Origin of the sequence: Streptomyces sp. NPDC057137 (assembly GCF_042670825.1) — a bacterium.
Classification (GTDB): domain Bacteria; phylum Actinomycetota; class Actinomycetes; order Streptomycetales; family Streptomycetaceae; genus Streptomyces.
Genome location: NZ_JBHUUW010000028.1, coordinates 77,791 through 94,322, shown reverse-complemented (window position 1 = coordinate 94,322; position 16,532 = coordinate 77,791). Strand labels below are relative to the sequence as shown.

Here is a 16,532-nt window from a genome sequence, read left to right as displayed (position 1 = left end):
CCCCCCGGTGGACCGGCAGCGCCGCTGTGCGCCCGAAGATCCGCCGGACAGGACCTAGTCCTCCCAGTCGGACGACTGCTTCGGCCGCGTCCGCCGGCGGGCCCAGGGCACACCGCCGGCCGCGTGTGCCGCATTCACCCCGACGATGCCGAGCCAGGCCACGCAGAGCCCGGCGAAGTCGGCCTGCACCACGGCAATCGCGGAGAGCGGGATGGCCAGCACCAGCGAGACGACGGCGAAGCCGTAGCGCTCGGCGAACGACTCCCCGCTGCTGGGCGGGCGGGCGCCGCGGGCGACGACCATCTGCTGTTCGGCGAGCTGACGCCGGACACGACGGTCGGTCGTGCTGTCGAGGCGCTGATCGAGCTTCTCCAGGAACGACTCGATGAGCGCGGACTCGTACTCGGGCCCCAGCTCACGGCGGGCCTGCAGGGTGGCGTCGAGCTCCTTCGTGAGCTCAGGGTCGCGGGCTTCCATGCCGACAACGGTACGAAGCCGGAGGCCGCCGGAACAGTGGGGCTATCCCCCCTCTTTGCCTGCGGGGTACCTCAGGGGACGCCCGGCGTACCCGGTGCCCGCGCGCTCCTTGCCGGGGCTGCATATAGTCATGCAGAGTTCTCGTTGACTGAATAGTTTGTCAATGCCTCGAAGGGTGGTGTCCCTCATGCCGGACGGTCGTGTCGCCCCCGTACGCCCAGTGCCGGCCTCCTCGCGCCCCGCCCTCGTCGTCCTCGACGGCCAGAGCCTCCCCGTCGCCGACATCGTCCGGCTGGCCGACGGGACCGCGCGGCCCGTGCCCGGGACCGACGGGATGAAGCGGGTCGAGCAGTCCTGGCACACCGCGCGTGAACTCGCCGCCTCCGGGCGGGTCTACGGGCGCTCCACCGGCGTCGGCGCGAACCGAACCGAGGCCGTGCCCTCCGACACCGCCGCCGATCACGGGCTGCGGCTGCTGCGCAGTCACGCCGGGGCCATCGGTCATCCGCTGCCCGCCCGCGAGGTCCGCGCCATGCTCGCCGTGCGGGCCAACCAGCTTCTCGCCGGTGGCGCCGGACTGCGGCCCACCGTCGTCACCGCGCTCTGCGACGCCCTGACCGCCGGCGCGCACCCGGTCGTCAACGAGTTCGGCTCGGTCGGCACCGGTGACATCGCCGCCCTCTCCCAGCTGGGCCTCGCCCTCGTCGGCGAACACCCCTGGCAGGGCGGCCGGCCGCCCGAGGCGCAGGCCCTCGACAACAACGACGCCCTCGCCCTCATCAGCAGCAATGCCCTGACGCTCGGTCAGGCCGCCCTCGCGCTCGACGAGTTGGGCCGACTCATCGCCGCCACCGAACTCGTCGCCGCGCTCTCGCTGCTCGCCGTGGACGGCAGTTACGAGGCGTACGCCGAACCGGTCCACGCCGCGCGCCCGCACCCCGGCTCGTACGCCGTCGCCACCCGGATGCGGCACATACTCGGCGCCCCCGAGCGCCCCACCCCGCCGCTCGGCCGTATCCAGGACCCGTACGGCTTCCGCTGCGTACCGCAGGTCCACGGGCCGGCGCGGGACGCCGCCGACGCGCTGGAGCGCGCGCTCGCCGTCGAGATCAACTCCGCCGCCGAGAACCCGCTGATCTGTCCCGGCTCGGACGACGACCTGGCCCCCGCCGCGTACCACCACGGCGGTTTCTACCTCGCCCAACTCGCCCTCGCACTGGACCACTTCCGGCTCGCCGTCGTCCAGACCGCGCGGCTGTCCACCTCCCGGCTCTCCGCGCTGAACGAGCCCGGCTTCACCCGGCTGCGGCCCTTCCTCGCCGACGCGGAGCCCGCGAGTTCCGGGGTGATGATCCTGGAGTACGCGGCCGGGGCCGCCCTCGGCGACCTGCGCGCGTTCTCGGCGCCGGCCTCGCTCGGCCACGCGGTACTGTCCCGTGGCGTGGAGGAGCAGGCCAGCTTCGCCTCGCTGGCCGCACGCCAGACGCTGCGGGCGTGCGAGGCGTACCGTCTCGTCGTCGGCTGCGAACTCGTCGCCGCCGTACGGGCGTTGCGCCAGCGGGACCTCAGGCCCGAGGCCGGACTGCCCGTCGGCAGAGCCTTCGCCCTGGCCGAGTCCGTACTGGACGCGGAGGTCGCCGACCGGCCACTGACGGACGATGTGACGGCGGCGGCGCGGCTGCTCGACCAACTCGCCTCCACGGCGGACGACATGAGCGGGGCGGCCATGACCGGCATGACAGGCACCACCAGGGGGATCGCGTGAGCGACAGTCCGGCCGCCCGGCTCCAGCAGCTCTTCGAGGGCCACCGGCTCACGCCCACCCAGCGGCGTATCGCGCACAGCATGGTGCGCCGGGCCGCCGACGCGCCTTTCCTCTCCAGCGTCGAGCTGGCGGAACTCGCCGGGGTCAGCCAGCCCTCGGTGACGCGATTCGCCGTCGCGCTCGGCTTCGACGGCTACCCGGCGCTGCGCAAGCACCTGCGGGACGTCGCGCCCGCCGACCAGGACGCGGGCACGTCCGAGTACAACGAGTACCAGCAGGCCGTGCACGCCGAGTTGGAGAATCTGCGTCAGCTGGCCGACCTGCTCGCCGACCCGGGCCCGGTCGAGCGGGCGGGCCGCGTACTGGCCGCCTCCACCCCGCTGCCCGTCCTCGGCCTGCGCGCCGCGTCCGCCCAGGCCAAGGGATTCGCCTACTTCGCCGCCAAGGTCCACCCCGACATCCGGCTCCTGGACGAGGGCGGCACGATGCTCGCCGACCGGGTCGACGCGGCGCGGCGCGCGGGCGCGAGCGCGTTGCTCTGCTTCGCGCTGCCGCGCCATCCCAAGGAGGTCGTGGAGGCGCTGGACTACGCGCGCGCGGCCGGGCTGTTCGTGGTCACGGTCGCCGACTCGGCCTTCGCGCCCGTCGCCGCCCACAGCGACCTGCTGATCCCGGCGGCCGTCGGCACGGGCCTCGCCTTCGACACGGCGTGCGCGCCGATGCTCCTGGGGCGGGTACTGCTGGAGGCCATGTGCGACGACCTGCCGGACGCGCAGGCACGCCTGGAGGACTTCGACGGGCGGGCGGCGGCCCGGGGGCTGTTCGTCGAATAGCGCCTCTTCGTCGAATAGAGCCCTTCAGCTTCGGCGTTCTCAGGAAAAGCTCAGGAAACCGCATTAATCTGCCCGCCAAAACCTCGGTGAATCGGTGAATCTGAAGAGGAGGCGGCCGTGGGGCGCGGAGGGCAGCAGTCGCTGGCGCGGGTGACGGTGATCGTGAGGGCCGGTGCGGCCCCGATGTGGTGGCTGGGGGTGCTGGCCGCCGCCATCGGGGTGCTCATCCCCGGACTGACCGGCCGCCGGGTCGGGTTGTACGTCGGGGTGGCGCTGTTCGTCCTGAGCGCGGCGGCCGTCGCGCTCGTACGGCGACGGCGGTACGGCGGCTGGGCCGAAGCCGCCTCGCGCGCGGGGAAGTTCGACTACCTCCAGGACCGGGCGGTGACGCTGCGGGTCTGGCGGCGGGCCCATGTGTGGTGGCTGGTGGGCGCGTTCGTCGTGGCGGCGGGCGCCTCGTTCGCCGTACCGATCGCCGGTGGCGCGGCACTCGCGGGCGCCGGTCTCGGGCTGTGGCTCAAGGCCGTGCTGCTGGGCCGAGGTGAGCGCGCGGGCGAGGAACTGCTCTGGGTCCGTACCGACTGGGCCGGGCGGGGCAGCCCCGTCGGCAAGAAGGTCAAGGGCTTCCGTACGACCGGGGTCGAGGCCGGGGACGCCGTACCCGGTGGGGCGCGGCGTCCCCGCGAGAAGCGGGCCAAGCGGGTCAAGCGGGCCGAGCGGGAACGGACTCCCGTCACACCTCCAGTTCGTTCTCGATCTTCTTGAGCTGGTGTCTGGCCATCGCCAGATTCGCCCGCTGCTTGTCCAGCGCCACATAGAGGAACAGACCGTTGTTGCCCCGGCCCTTGAGCAGCCGGATCAGGTGGTACTGGCTGCCGAGGGTGATCAGGATGTCCTCGATCTCCTCCTTGAGGCCCAGCATCTCCATCGTGCGCACCTTGGCCCGCACCACGTCGGTGTTCCCGGCGGCGGCGACCGTCAGATCGAGGTCCTTGCCGCCGCCCAGGGTGCCGAGGGCCATGCCGCTGCTGTAGTCGACGAGGGCGGCCCCGATGGCGCCCTCGATGGAGGTGGTGGCTTCTTTGAGGGCCGCTTCGGTGTTGGCCATGAACGTCGCACTTCCTTTTCGTCTCTGGGTCGCTCGGGCGGGTGTTCTGCTTGAGGTCATGGGTCAGACGTTCTCCGGTCGTTCGAGGGCGCCGTCCACGAGTTCGCCGATCCGGGCGCCGGACCGGCGGGCCTCCAGATGGAGCCGGCCGACATTGATCCGTGGCTCGGCGAGCACGGTGAGGACGGCGGAGCCGCCGGCGGCGTACGTCGCCACATAGCCGTGCTCGCCCCTGATGAGCAGTTCGCGGAAACCGCCCCGGCCCGTGCTGTCGGTCAGCCGCAGGGAGACGCCGAGCGCGGCGGCGGTCAGGGCGGCGATGCCCTCGGGCTCGATGCCCGTTACTCCGGCCGCTCCCGGGTCCGTTTCCCCGTCCGTCCCCGCGCCCGAGATCTCCTCGGCGAGGACGAGGCCGTCCGTGCTCGCGGCCAGCGCACCGGTCAGCAGGGGGATACGGGCACGCAGCCGCCGTAGCTCCCCGAGGACTTCGGCCTCCGCCGTCGTCAGCTGTCTTCTCTCGCCGCTCGGTCGCAGGGCGCGTCTCACAGGCTTGCCTCCAAGGCGTCACGGAGCCTGCGGAGCAGGGCGATGTCGGGGTCGGCGGAGACGTCGGCGACCCAGGCGGGCAGGGCCGGCCGGGTCGGTGGGGCGTCCGGCGGCGGTTCGGGAGGCGTGTCGACCAGCCCGGCCGCCGCCAGTCGCCGTACCTCCAGGAGGGTGTGGAACGCGGGGCGGCCCAGGGCCCAGGCGATGGCCGCCGGGGTCCGTACGCCGTCGGCCCGCTCCAGCAGCGCGCGCTGGCGGCGGGTGACCGACTGGCCGGGGGCGGGCGCGCGGGGCACCACCGGCGAGGTGTCGACCGCGGCGTACGGCCAGACCTGGTCGAGCAGTTCACGGCGGCGCAGCGTCTCGCGTTCGACGGCCGCCGCCGATACGGGGCGCACCGGGCCGATCCAGTGCGCGACGCCGTACCGGAACCGGGTGGGGCCGCTGCCCGGCGCCAGCGCGAAGAACGCGGCGTCGTACAGCGCGCCGAGATGGCAGATCTCGAGTTCGCCGCCGCCTATTCGGCCGCTGTCGACGAGGAAGCTCCCGACCTCGCGGCGCGCCCCGGCCTCGTCGACCGCCCGCTGCCAGCCGTCGCGCGGCAGCCGGCCGCCGGTGGTCAGCAGGATGTCGATGCCGGGCGCGGCGGGGCTCTCGGCGTGCACGACGCGGCCTTCGGAGAGATAGAGCGTGCCGTGGTCGCGCAGGAGGGCGCCGGTGGCGCGTTCGTCCGCCAGCCGGACGAGCATGGGAGAGACGGGAGAGACGGAGGAGACGGGCGGGGTGACGGGAGCCGCCGTGTCGGCGTTCATGCGAGTACCAGCCGTTCGGCGAGCTGTTGGAGCCGGAGCCGGGCGAGCGCGAGATTCCCGGTGTCGCGGTCGAGCCACAGATGGAGGAAGACGCTGCTGTCGAAGGTCGTCTCGACGAAACGCAGGACGTGGTAGCCGGTACGGGTGGTGACGATCAGGTCCTCGACGGGCGGGCCCTTGCCGTCGCCCGCCTCGAACGCCTCGTACTCGGCGGCGGCCCGCGCCAGTTCGGCGGTCTCGGTCGCGGTCGTCTCGTGGTCACCGTTCGGCGACTCGCCCGCCGTACCGAGCGCGAGACCGCTGGTCCAGTCGACGATCGCCGCTCCGCGGGCACCGGGCAGGGCCATGATCTCGTGCAGACAAGCGTCGATTCCGGGCACGCGGACTTCCCTCCCAGCCGGTCGTGCGTAGGCACCGTCGTGCGGCAGTGACGGCGAGATTACGCAACGTACGTACGGGGGAAGGGATTTCGGGCAATTTCCAACGGAACATGCCCCACGGGGATAGGGTCGGCGCACGGAACGGCCCGGAGCGGTCCCGTGGTCGCCCCGTGCCGTCCCGTTCGGTCTCGTGCCGTGTGCTACTTCGTCACGTCACCACCGGTCTTCACGTGCTCCTCCGAACGCGCCTTCAGCACCAGCTTGTTGACCGCCCACAGCGCGATCCCGATCGCCAGCAGCACCCCTGCCCGTATGTAGACGTCGGCGGCGCGGTCGGCGAGCGGACTGGCCAGGATCAGCGCGGTGATCGCGCCCAGCACGGGCACGATCGTCGGCGCACGGAAGTGCCGGTGCCCGACCGGGTCGCGGCGCAGTACGAGCGCGGCGACGTTGACCACGAAGAACACACACAGCAGCAGGAACGCCGTGGTGTCGCCGAGCCCCTGGATCTCGCCCGTCGACACCAGCCCGATGGCGAGCACCGACACGAAGACGATGCCTACGACCGGGGTACGGCGCGTGGGGAGCACCCGGCCCATGGCCTTGGGCAGGATGCGTTCGTTGGCCATGCCGTAGCAGAGCCGCGAGGCCATCATGATGTTGATCAGCGCGGAGTTGGTGACGGCGAACAGCGCGATCAGGGCGAAGAGTTTCGGTGGGAAGTCGACGCCGCCGGCCTTCACGACCTCCAACAGCGGGCCGCTGGAGCCCTCCAGGGTCCGGTAGTCCACCAGGAGGGAGGAGACGAGGGCGACCAGGATGTAGATCGTGCCGGTGATCGCGACGCCGATGAAGATCGCGCGCGGGAAGGTCCGGCTCGGATCCTTGGTCTCCTCCGCCATGTTGACGGAGTCCTCGAAGCCGACGAAGGCGAAGAACGCGAGTGCTGTCGCGCCGAGCACGCCCGTCATCAGGGAGAAGCCGGTGCCGCTCGCCTCGAAGTCGGTGAGCCGCGACGGCTCGCCGTCGCCGGTCAGGACCGCGTACGCGCCGATGCCGAGGATGATCGCCAGACCGCTCAACTCGATGATCGTCAGTACCACGTTGGTCTTCACGGACTCCGAGACGCCGCGCAGATTCAGCGCGGCGAGCGCGACGACGAACAGGATCGCGACCAGGGTCGGCGGGATCGCGTCGGTGAACTCGGCCAGGTAGTCACCGCTGAACGCGCGGGCCGCGGCGCTCGCCGACGACAGGCCCGAGCACATCACCATGAAGGCGATGATGAAGGTCAGGAACGGGACCTTGAACGCCTTCTGGGTGTAGAGCGCGGCACCGGCGGCCTTCGGGTACTTGCCGACGAGTTCCACGTACGAGGCGGCCGTCAGGATCGCGACGAGGAAGCCGATCGCGAACGGCACCCAGAGCGCGCCGCCGACCCTGCCCGCGACCTGGCCGGTGGTGGCGTAGATGCCGGTGCCCAGGATGTCGCCGATGACGAAGAGGATCAGCAGTTTGGGGCCGAGGGCGCGTTTGAGTTCGGGTGTGTCGCCGGACGGTCCCGGTGTGTCCGCCGCTGTCGGTGTTTGGGACGCGGGCATGAGATGACCTCCCCCGTTCGATGGTGGGGAGTGTTCTGCCCGGTACGGCGGGGCTGATTCCTGCCGTGCCGTCGTCAGTCCCGTACGAGCGCGTCCGGGTGCCCGCCGCCCGACTCGGCGACGATCTCCGCCACGGTCTGGGGGGCCCGTACGGTGGCGAACCGCACGCTGCTCGCTTTCCCCGCCCCTGTCCCTGTCCCTGTCGCCGTCGCCGTCGTCGCCGCCGTGAAGCCGTAAACGCCCGGCCGGGCAAGGCTGTTGTACGCGTAGTGGTTGGCGAAGTAGTACGCGCCGGTGTCCAGCGCCGCGACGAGGTCGCCCTGCTCCAGCAGCGGCAGGGGCCGGCCCGTGGCCAGGACGTCGCCCGCGAAGCACGCCGGGCCCGCGACGTCCTGGACGACGGCCGGGCCCTTCTTGGGCCGGCCGTCGGCGTCGTACGCGGCGATGCGCAGCGGCCACGACTCGGGGTCGTAGACGGTACGGGTGGCGATCTGCACGCCCGCGTGGGTCACGGCGATGGGGCGGCCGCCGGCGGACTTGGCGTACTCGACCCGGGCCAGGACCGTGCCGTGCTTGGCGAGCAGCGAGCGGCCGAACTCGGTGACGAGCCCGTAGCGGCCGTCGAACAGGCCGGGGACGGTGGACTTCAGCAGCCGGGCGTACTCGGCGTAGGTGGGGGTCTCCTCGTCGGAGGAGAAGTTGACCGGGAGGCCGCCGCCGATGTCGATGGTGTCGATCTGCTGCCGGCCGGCCGCCGCGTTGATCTCCTCGGCCAGTTCGTGGACCGTCCGGACGCCCTCCGCCATGAGGGCGAGCGGCACGCCCTGGGAGCCGGAGTGGGTGTGCAGCCGGGTCAGCCAGGGCCGGTCCAGGTAGGCCCGTACGACCCAGGCGCGGGCGCCTTCGTCGCGCAGCGCGACGCCGAACTTTGACGTCGCCGTCGCCGTGGACAGGGCGCCGATGGAGCCGCCGCCGGTCTGCGGGTTGACCCGTAGCCCGATCGGGGAGCGGGTGGGGGCCGCGTGCAGGAGGGCGTCGAGCCGGGTCAGCTCCTGCGGGTTGTCGGCGTTGACCGCGATACCGGAGGTCAGGGCGTCGCGCAGCTCGGCCGGTGTCTTCGCGGGGGAGTCGAGGACGGTGCGGTCGGGCGGGATCCCGGCGGCGCGCGCGAGGCCCAGCTCGCCGGGGCTCGCGACCTCGGCGCCGACGCGCTCGGCGTCCAGCAGGCGCAGGACGGGTACGAGGGGCGCGGCCTTCACGGCGAAGGCGTGCAGTACGCGGGTGTCCGGGGCGGTGACGGCGGCGAACGCGGCGTGCAGCGCGGCGGCGGAGGCGCGGATCCCGGCCACGTCGAGAAGGGCGACGACGGGGTCGGCCTCGGTGAGCAGTCCCTGCTCGACGGCGGCCCGTACGGCGAGATCGCGCCTGACGGCGACGCTGTTGTCCTGTCCTGCTTCCGCGGCTCCTGCTTCCGCGGCTCCTGCTTCCTCCTCGGCTCCTGCTTCTTCCTCGGCTCTTGCTTGCTCGACCATGCGTGTCAGCCAATCATCCGGCCGCCGGTTACTCCACTGTTGACTACATCTATTCACCCGGCGAGGATGTGAATAGATCGACCAACAGTGGAGCAGTGACGGAGGAGGCACCCGCCATGTCAGGACCCCGACCCGTACGGGCACCGCGCGGTACGGAACTGAGCGCCCTGGGATGGCAGCAGGAAGCCGCCCTCCGCATGCTCCAGAACAACCTCGACCCCGAGGTCGCCGAACACCCCGACCAGCTCGTCGTCTACGGCGGCACGGGCAAGGCGGCACGCGACTGGCGCTCGTTCGACGCGATGACGCGCACGCTGCGCACGCTCAAGCAGGACGAGACGATGCTCGTCCAGTCCGGCCGGCCGGTGGGCGTGATGCAGACCCACGAGTGGGCGCCGCGCGTACTGATCGCCAACTCCAACCTGGTCGGCGACTGGGCCAACTGGGAGGAGTTCCGCCGCCTGGAGCAGCTCGGCCTCACCATGTACGGCCAGATGACCGCCGGCTCCTGGATCTACATCGGCACGCAGGGCATCCTCCAGGGCACGTACGAGACGTTCGCCGCCGTCGCCGCCAAGAGGTTCGGCGGCACGCTCGCCGGGACGATCACGCTCACCGCCGGGCTCGGCGGGATGGGCGGCGCGCAGCCGCTGGCCGTGACCATGAACGACGGCGTCGCGATCTGTATCGACTGCGACCCGCGCGCGATCGACCGGCGGATCGAGCACCGCTTCCTGGACGTGCGGGCCGACTCCCTGGAGCACGCGCTCCAGCTCGCCACCGAGGCCCGTGACGCGCGCCGGCCCCTGTCGATCGGGCTGCTCGGCAACGCGGCGGAGCTGCTGCCCCGGATGCTCGCCGAGGGCGCGCCGATCGACATCGTCACCGACCAGACGTCGGCGCACGACCCGCTGGCGTATCTGCCGCTCGGTGTCGACTTCGACGACATGGCGTCGTACGCCGCCGAGAAGCCGGCCGACTTCACGCTGCGCGCCCGCGAGTCGATGGCGCGGCACGTGGAGGCGATGGTCGGCTTCATGGACGCGGGCGCGGAGGTCTTCGACTACGGCAACTCGATCCGTGGCGAGGCTCAACTGGCCGGCTACGAGCGGGCGTTCGCGTTCCCCGGATTCGTACCGGCATACATCAGGCCGCTGTTCTGCGAGGGCAGGGGCCCGTTCCGATGGGCGGCGCTGTCCGGTGAGGCGTCGGACATCCACAAGACGGACAAGGCGATCCTGGAGCTGTTCCCCGAGGACGAGTCCGCCCACAACGCGTCCTTGCACCGCTGGATCAGGATGGCCGGCGAACGCGTCCGCTTCCAGGGCCTGCCCGCGCGTATCTGCTGGCTCGGCTACGGCGAGCGCGACAAGGCCGGCGAGCGCTTCAACGACATGGTCGCGAGCGGTGAACTCGCCGCGCCGGTCGTCATCGGCCGCGACCACCTGGACGCCGGCTCGGTCGCGTCCCCGTACCGCGAGACCGAGGCGATGCTCGACGGCTCGGACGCGATCGCGGACTGGCCACTGCTGAACGCCATGGTGAACGTCGCCTCCGGCGCGACCTGGGTCTCCATCCACCACGGCGGCGGAGTCGGCATGGGCCGCTCGATCCACGCCGGCCAGGTGACGGTCGCCGACGGCACGGAACTGGCGGCCGAGAAGATCCGCCGCGTCCTGACGAACGACCCGGGCATGGGCGTCATCCGCCACGTCGACGCGGGCTACGACATCGCGGACAGGATCGCCACGGAACGCGACGTCCGCATCCCGATGCGGGAGGGCGAGTGACGACGGCCTCCGGCCCGGAAGGCCGACGAGACGCAACCCCGTCCCGGACCGGCACGGGGTCGGCCCCGGGCGCGGGTGGTGCGTCGGGGCGGACCCCCGCCGCCGCGCCAGGTGGGGACGACGGCGCGCGGGAGCCGGCCGGGTCGGCCACGCCGCCTTCGGGCGTGGCCCCCGCCGGGGGCGGCGACGCCGTCGGGCGGCCCGGGGCCCGGGCGGGGACGTGGACGACGCCGGGTGTCGGGTCGGGTGCCCCCGGTGCGGTCTCCTTTCATGAGATGTGGCGGGACCTCGCGCCCATCGGGCGGGACCCCGGTACCCGTGGGTACCGGCGCTACGCCTGGAGTGGCGCCGATCGGGAGTGCCGGGACTGGTTCCGTGCGCAGGTCGAGGCGCGGGGGCTGGTGTACGAGCGTGACCGCAACGGCAATCAGTGGGGGTGGGCCGGGGACCCGGGCGCCGGGGACGCCGTCGTTGTCGGGTCGCATCTGGACTCCGTGCCCGACGGTGGCGCCTTCGACGGGCCGCTCGGTGTGGTGTCCTCCTTCGCCGCGCTCGACGAACTCCGCCGCAGGGGAGCGGAGTTCACCCGGCCCGTCGCCGTCACCAACTTCGGTGACGAGGAGGGCGCCCGGTTCGGGCTCGCCTGTGTCGGGTCCCGGCTCACGGCCGGGCAGCTCGGCGTCGAGCAGGCGCACGCCCTGCGCGACGGGGACGGCGTCCCGCTGCCGCGCGCCATGGAGGCGGCCGGGTACGACCCCGACGCCATCGGGCCCGACCCCGAACGCCTCGCCCGGATCGGCGCGTTCGTCGAGCTGCACGTCGAGCAGGGGCGCGCGCTCGACCTGACCGGTGACCCCGTCGGTATCGCCTCCTCCATCTGGCCGCACGGCCGCTGGCGCTTCGACTTCCACGGCGAGGCCAACCACGCGGGCACCACCCGACTCGCCGACCGCCGCGACCCGATGCTCACCTACGCCGAGACCGTCCTCGCCGCACGCCGCGAGGCGGCACTCGCCGGTGCGCTCGCCACCTTCGGCAAGGTCGCCGTCGAACCCAACGGCGTCAACGCCATCCCCTCTCTCGTACGCGGCTGGCTCGACTCCCGCGCCGCCGACCAGACCACCCTGGACACCGTCGTCACCGCGATCGAGGCGGCGGCCCACGAGCACGCCGAGCGCGCGGGCATCGACCTGCGGGTCGTACGGGAGTCCTTCACGCCCGTCGTCGAGTTCGCCCACGGCCTGCGTGACGAGGTCGGCCGGATCCTCGGCGGCCGGCTCCCCGTGCTCGGCACGGGCGCCGGGCACGACGCGGGTATTTTGTCCGGATCCATTCCGACCGCCATGCTGTTCGTACGGAACCCCACCGGCGTCTCGCACTCCCCGGCCGAATTCGCGGCCGAGGACGACTGTGTGGCCGGGGTCCTCGCACTCGCCGACGTACTGGAAGGGCTGGCGTGCACGTGACCACGTACTGGCTGGAGCACGCCTGGCTCGACACCCACGTCGAACCGGGTGTGACCGTGACGGTCGCCGACGGCCGCATCACCGACGTCCGCATCGGGGACGACACCCCACCGCCCGGCGCCACGGCCCTGCGCGGGCTCACACTCCCCGGCCTGGCCAACACCCACTCGCACGCCTTCCACCGCGCGCTGCGCGGCAAGGTCCAGGTCGGCTCCGGCACCTTCTGGACCTGGCGCGAGATGATGTACCGGGCCGCCGCCCGCCTCACCCCGGACAACTACCACGCGCTCGCCCGCGCGGTGTACGCCGAGATGGCGCTGGCCGGCATCACCTCCGTCGGTGAGTTCCACTACATGCACCACGCGCCTGGCGGAACGCCCTACGACAATCCCAACGCGATGGGCGAGGCGCTGATCGCCGCCGCCGACGACGCCGGGATCCGGATCACCCTCCTGGACACCGCCTATCTCTCCTCCGGCATCTCCAAGCGCCGCGGCGGCAAGCCCCCGGACCGCCACCAGGTCCGCTTCTCCGACGGCACCGCGCACGCCTGGGCGGAACGCGTGTCCGACCTCGCGGACCGCTACGCCAAGGACGGCGGGGACGGCAAGGGCGGCAAGGGCGACGACCACGTACGTATCGGCGCCGCCATCCACTCCGTACGCGCCGTGCCCGCCGAGCAGCTTTCGACCATCGCCGAATGGGCCGAGGCCAGGCAGGCCCCGCTCCATGTCCATCTCTCCGAACAGACCGCCGAGAACGACGCCTGCCTCGCCACCCACGACCGCACCCCCACCCGTCTCCTCGCCGACCACGGCGTCCTCGGCCCCCGCACCACCGCCGTCCACAGCACCCATCTCACCGACGACGACATCGCCCTGCTCGGCTCCACCCGCACCGGCACCTGCATGTGCCCCACCACCGAACGCGACCTCGCCGACGGCATCGGCCCCGCCGCGCAGCTCCAGCACGCGGGCTCGCCCCTGTCCCTCGGCAGCGACAGCCACGCCGTGATCGACATCCTCGAAGAGGCCCGCGCCCTGGAACTCAACGAGCGGCTGCGCTCCCGCACCCGCGGTCACTGGACGGCCGCCGCGCTCATCACCGCCGCCACGGCCGACGGCCACGCGGCCCTCGGCAGGCCCGATGCGGGCCGGATCGAGCGGGGCGCGCTCGCCGACCTCGTCACGATCGCCCTGGACTCCGTCAGAACAGTGGGGCAGGTGCCCAGGCTGGGCGCCGAGATCGCCGTATTCGCCGCGACGGCCGCGGACGTGCGGCACACGATCGTGGGCGGTCGCCATCTCGTACGCGACGGTGCGCACACCCTGATCCCCGACGTGCCCGGGGCCCTCGCCCGGTCGATCGCGGCCGTACGCGGCTGAAGGAGAGCGCCCCCACGATGACGCCCACGAACCCGCCCGCACCCATGAACGTGGCCACGAACACCCCCGCGCCCACGAACACGCCCCACAGCGCCCGCACCACCGCCATCACCAACATCGCCGCTCTGGTCACCAACGACCCCTCCCTCGGTGACGGATCCCCCATCGGTCTGATCCAGGACGCGGCCGTCGTCATCGGCGGCGACCGCGTCGTCTGGGTCGGTGAATCAAGCAAAGCACCCGCCACTGACAACGCGGTCGACGCCGGCGGCCGGGCCGCCGTCCCCGGCTTCGTCGACTCCCACTCCCACCTCGTCTTCACGGGCGACCGCACCCAGGAGTTCAACGCCCGCATGTCGGGCCGCCCCTACTCCGCCGGCGGCATCCGCACCACCGTCGCCGCGACCCGCGCCGCCACCGACGCCGAGCTGAGCGCCAACGTCGCGAAGTACCTCGCGGAAGGACTCCGCCAGGGCACCACCACCCAGGAGACCAAGTCCGGCTACGGCCTCACCGTCGCCGACGAGGCACGCGCGCTGCGCGTCGCGTCCCGGCACACCGACGAGGTCACCTACCTCGGGGCCCATATCGTCGCGCCCGAACTCGCCGACGACCCCGCCGCCTATGTCGACCTCGTCACCGGCGACATGCTCGACGCCTGTGCCCCGTACGCCCGTTGGGTCGACGTCTTCTGCGAGAAGGGCGCCTTCGACGGCGACCAGGCGCGCGCGATCCTCACCGCCGGGCAGGCCAAGGCCCACCACCCCCGCGACACCGCAACCCTGTGGTGTACCGCCCCCGGCGCCCACCCCGCCGTCCTCGGGGACCCCGCCTCCGCCGACCACTGCACCCATCTCACCGACGCGGACGTCGACGCGCTCGCCCACTCGCGCACGGTCGCGACGCTGCTGCCCGGCGCCGAGTTCTCCACCCGCGCCGCATGGCCGGACGCACGGCGCCTGTTGGACGCGGGCGCCACCGTAGCGCTGTCCACCGACTGCAACCCCGGCTCGTCCTTCACCTCGTCGATGGCGTTCTGCATCGCGCTCGCCGTACGCGACATGGGGATGACGCCCGACGAGGCGATCTGGTCGGCCACGGCGGGCGGCGCGGCCGCTCTGCGCCGTACGGACGTCGGACGCCTCACGCCCGGCGCCCGCGCCGACCTCGTCCTGCTCGACGCCCCGAGCCATGTCCATCTCGCCTACCGGCCGGGGGTCCCGCTGACGTGGGGCGTCTGGCGCTCCGGCGTACGCCGCCACTGAACGGGCCCGGACACGGACCCGGACACGGACACGGACACGGACACGGGCCCGGAGAACGACGAACCCCGGCGGCGGGCAAGGGACTTGCCGCGCCGCCGGGGTCCGTGAACGGACAGTGCGACGGTGTTACGCGTTCACCGACCACTTCTGGTTGGCCGCGCCCGTACACGTCCAGATCTGGGCCCGTGCCCCGTTGACCGACGCACCGCCGGTCACGTCCAGGCACTTGTTCGCCTGGATGTTCACGACATCGTTCGCACCCGACACCGCCCAGCGTTGATTACCCGAGCCGGCGCAGTCCCAGAGCTGGAGCTGCGCGCCGTCGGCGGTGCTGTTGTCCTTCACGTCCAGGCACTTGCCGAGCGCCCGCAGCGAGTCGTTGGCGCCCCTGCTCCACTGCTGCGCGGCCGAGCCGTTGCAGTCGTAGAGCTGAACAGGCGTGCCGTTGGCGGAACTTGCCGACGCCACGTCCAGGCACTTGCCGCCGACACCGGTGATCGAGCCGCCGGTGCCTCCGCCGCCGTCGGTCGTGACCCGCACGTAGTCGACCGTCAGCGTGCTCGGGAAGGGCGTGCTGCTGTTGGGGTCGCCGGGCCAGTAGCCGCCCACGGCGAGGTTGAGGATCAGGAAGAACGGCTTGTTGAACACCCATTCCCGGCCGCCCAGATCGGCGGGCGTACGGGTCTGGAAGACGTTGCCGTCGACCGACCAGCGGATGGAGTTGGGCGACCAGTCGATCGCGAAGGTGTGGAAGGCGTCGGCGAAGGCCTGGCCGCCGGGGAGGCTGTAGCCGGCGCCGATGCCGCCCGAGCCCGAGTAGCCGGGGCCGTGGAGCGTGCCGTGCACGGTGTTGGGCTCGAAGCCGACGTTCTCCATGATGTCGATCTCGCCGCTGTTGGGCCAGCCGACCTGGCCCATGTTGTCGCCGAGCATCCAGAACGCGGGCCACATGCCCTGCCCGCGCGGGATCTTCATCCGGGCCTCGACGCGGCCGTACTGCGCGGTGAACTTGCCGGCCGTGTTGAGCCGGGCGGAGGTGTACTCGCAACGCCCGTACCAGCACTGGTAGTTGCCGGGGTTGTCCTTGCGGGCGGTGATGACGAGATTGCCCTGGCCGTCGAGGGCGGCGTTGTTGTTGCCCGCCGTGTAGAACTGCCGCTCGTGGTTGTTGACGTTGTCGCCGGTCTCGATCTGCCATCTACTGCCGTTGACCGCCGATCCGGCGGGACCGTCGAAGTTCTCGTCGAACGTCACGGCCTTGGCCGCCTTCGTGCCGTTGGTGTCGCTCGCGGCACTGATACGGGGCTCGGGGGAGGGCGTGGCCGCTCCGGCGGGCACGGCCGTGGCCAGGCTCGTACAGGTGAGAAGGGCCATGGCGTACAGCGTCACACGACGCCGCAGGGGGGTTCGCACAGGTCATCACTTCGCTTCTCGTGGGGGCATGCGCATGACATTCAGGGCGGTGGAGCACAGGTCGGGCACAGATTGAGCACAGTTATTTCAATACTTGATTTAAGGGAGGGAGGGAGAGGCCGTCAAGGCGTTGGTATGGACCAAAGTTCTTGACGGGCC

General features: G+C 72.1%; 15 protein-coding genes. 7 read left to right on the top strand and 8 right to left on the bottom strand.

Features of this window, described 5'->3' with window-relative positions; all coding sequences use genetic code 11:
* Window positions 1-54: 54 nt before the first annotated feature.
* Window positions 55-477, bottom strand: a complete 423-nt coding sequence (locus ACFT9I_RS22375; RefSeq protein ID WP_382566717.1) for a hypothetical protein — start codon at window positions 475-477, stop codon at window positions 55-57.
* A gap of 187 nt (window positions 478-664) precedes the next feature.
* Between ACFT9I_RS22375 and ACFT9I_RS22370 the strand changes: the two genes are divergently transcribed.
* From ACFT9I_RS22370 to ACFT9I_RS22360, 3 genes are all read left to right on the top strand, one after another.
* Window positions 665-2,242, top strand: coding sequence for an aromatic amino acid ammonia-lyase (locus ACFT9I_RS22370; RefSeq protein ID WP_382566716.1), 1,578 nt, complete (start codon window positions 665-667; stop codon window positions 2,240-2,242).
* The gene (locus ACFT9I_RS22365; protein ID WP_382566715.1) at window positions 2,239-3,075 is read left to right on the top strand and encodes a MurR/RpiR family transcriptional regulator; all 837 of its coding nucleotides are present in this window, start codon (window positions 2,239-2,241) and stop codon (window positions 3,073-3,075) included. Before ACFT9I_RS22370 ends, ACFT9I_RS22365 begins: the two co-directional genes overlap by 4 nt.
* 117 nt (window positions 3,076-3,192) lie before the next feature.
* On the top strand, window positions 3,193-3,840 hold the full coding sequence (locus ACFT9I_RS22360; RefSeq protein ID WP_382566713.1) for a hypothetical protein: 648 nt from the start codon (window positions 3,193-3,195) through the stop codon (window positions 3,838-3,840).
* Here ACFT9I_RS22360 and ACFT9I_RS22355 read toward each other — a convergent pair.
* The 6 genes from ACFT9I_RS22355 to ACFT9I_RS22330 all read right to left on the bottom strand — a co-directional run bounded on the left by ACFT9I_RS22355 (window position 3,809) and on the right by ACFT9I_RS22330 (window position 9,054).
* Window positions 3,809-4,183, bottom strand: a complete 375-nt coding sequence (locus ACFT9I_RS22355; RefSeq protein WP_382566711.1) for a hypothetical protein — start codon at window positions 4,181-4,183, stop codon at window positions 3,809-3,811. The two genes, ACFT9I_RS22360 and ACFT9I_RS22355, sit on opposite strands and share 32 nt — an antisense overlap.
* A gap of 63 nt (window positions 4,184-4,246) precedes the next feature.
* Complete coding sequence (locus tag ACFT9I_RS22350; protein WP_382566709.1) at window positions 4,247-4,729, bottom strand: roadblock/LC7 domain-containing protein; 483 nt, start codon at window positions 4,727-4,729, stop codon at window positions 4,247-4,249.
* Window positions 4,726-5,541, bottom strand: a complete 816-nt coding sequence (locus tag ACFT9I_RS22345; RefSeq protein ID WP_382566708.1) for a transcriptional regulator — start codon at window positions 5,539-5,541, stop codon at window positions 4,726-4,728. The genes ACFT9I_RS22350 and ACFT9I_RS22345 overlap by 4 nt, the downstream gene beginning before the upstream one ends.
* A complete protein-coding gene (locus tag ACFT9I_RS22340) occupies window positions 5,538-5,921 on the bottom strand; it encodes a hypothetical protein (RefSeq protein ID WP_382566707.1) in 384 nt (127 codons plus the stop codon). The genes ACFT9I_RS22345 and ACFT9I_RS22340 overlap by 4 nt, the downstream gene beginning before the upstream one ends.
* Window positions 5,922-6,121: 200 nt before the next feature.
* A complete protein-coding gene (locus ACFT9I_RS22335; RefSeq protein ID WP_382566705.1) occupies window positions 6,122-7,522 on the bottom strand; it encodes an APC family permease in 1,401 nt (466 codons plus the stop codon).
* Window positions 7,523-7,596: 74 nt separating this feature from the next.
* Window positions 7,597-9,054, bottom strand: a complete 1,458-nt coding sequence (locus ACFT9I_RS22330; RefSeq protein ID WP_382566703.1) for a diaminopimelate decarboxylase — start codon at window positions 9,052-9,054, stop codon at window positions 7,597-7,599.
* Between the two features lie 116 nt (window positions 9,055-9,170).
* Between ACFT9I_RS22330 and hutU the strand changes: the two genes are divergently transcribed.
* The 4 genes from hutU to hutI all read left to right on the top strand — a co-directional run bounded on the left by hutU (window position 9,171) and on the right by hutI (window position 14,960).
* A complete protein-coding gene (hutU, locus tag ACFT9I_RS22325; RefSeq protein ID WP_382566701.1) occupies window positions 9,171-10,844 on the top strand; it encodes a urocanate hydratase in 1,674 nt (557 codons plus the stop codon).
* Window positions 10,845-11,119: 275 nt separating this feature from the next.
* On the top strand, window positions 11,120-12,310 hold the full coding sequence (locus ACFT9I_RS22320) for an allantoate amidohydrolase (RefSeq protein WP_382566700.1): 1,191 nt from the start codon (window positions 11,120-11,122) through the stop codon (window positions 12,308-12,310).
* Window positions 12,301-13,695, top strand: coding sequence for a formimidoylglutamate deiminase (locus ACFT9I_RS22315; protein WP_382566698.1), 1,395 nt, complete (start codon window positions 12,301-12,303; stop codon window positions 13,693-13,695). Before ACFT9I_RS22320 ends, ACFT9I_RS22315 begins: the two co-directional genes overlap by 10 nt.
* Before the next feature lie 44 nt (window positions 13,696-13,739).
* Window positions 13,740-14,960 (top strand): imidazolonepropionase, encoded by a 1,221-nt coding sequence (gene hutI / locus ACFT9I_RS22310; protein WP_382566736.1) that lies wholly within the window; start codon window positions 13,740-13,742, stop codon window positions 14,958-14,960.
* A 126-nt stretch (window positions 14,961-15,086) separates the two neighbouring features.
* Here the strand turns inward: hutI and ACFT9I_RS22305 are convergent, their stop codons facing one another.
* Window positions 15,087-16,373 (bottom strand): family 16 glycosylhydrolase, encoded by a 1,287-nt coding sequence (locus ACFT9I_RS22305; RefSeq protein ID WP_382566696.1) that lies wholly within the window; start codon window positions 16,371-16,373, stop codon window positions 15,087-15,089.
* Between the last annotated feature and the right edge of the window lie 159 nt (window positions 16,374-16,532).